Annotated in this window: 1 protein-coding gene; it reads right to left on the bottom strand. The window is 42.2% G+C overall.

All coding sequences use genetic code 11. The features are described from left to right. A partial coding sequence (locus AACR75_RS01150; RefSeq protein ID WP_026028227.1) for a YkgJ family cysteine cluster protein occupies nt 1–289 on the bottom strand: 289 nt, incomplete at its 3' end. Nucleotides 290–306: the final 17 nt, after the last annotated feature.

The raw sequence follows: 306 nt of genomic DNA on the forward strand, positions 1-306 counted from the left end.
AAGGTAAATCTGACCTTTCATCTCGACATTCATAAGAGCCCATTTCAAACTCTCGACAAATCCAAGGTCGATTCTCATAAATCGTGCACATGAATGTTTCTCGATCTAAAGCTGAGCACCAACCATCCGCCAAACGTAGCATGGTTTCCCCACCCCATTGGTCGAAAGCAATGTGTTGCTCTGGCACACCTGTATCTGTAATGATCATGACCTCTAAACGACAGCAACAAGCCTGACAGTTTGAGCAAGAAATTTCCGTACTAGATACATTTTTAATTGGAATTGTCATCGTGTTCTTCAAATCAG

The sequence above is a fragment of the Vibrio sp. ZOR0018 genome, assembly GCF_963865925.1.
Taxonomy (GTDB): Bacteria; Pseudomonadota; Gammaproteobacteria; order Enterobacterales; family Vibrionaceae; genus Vibrio; species Vibrio anguillarum.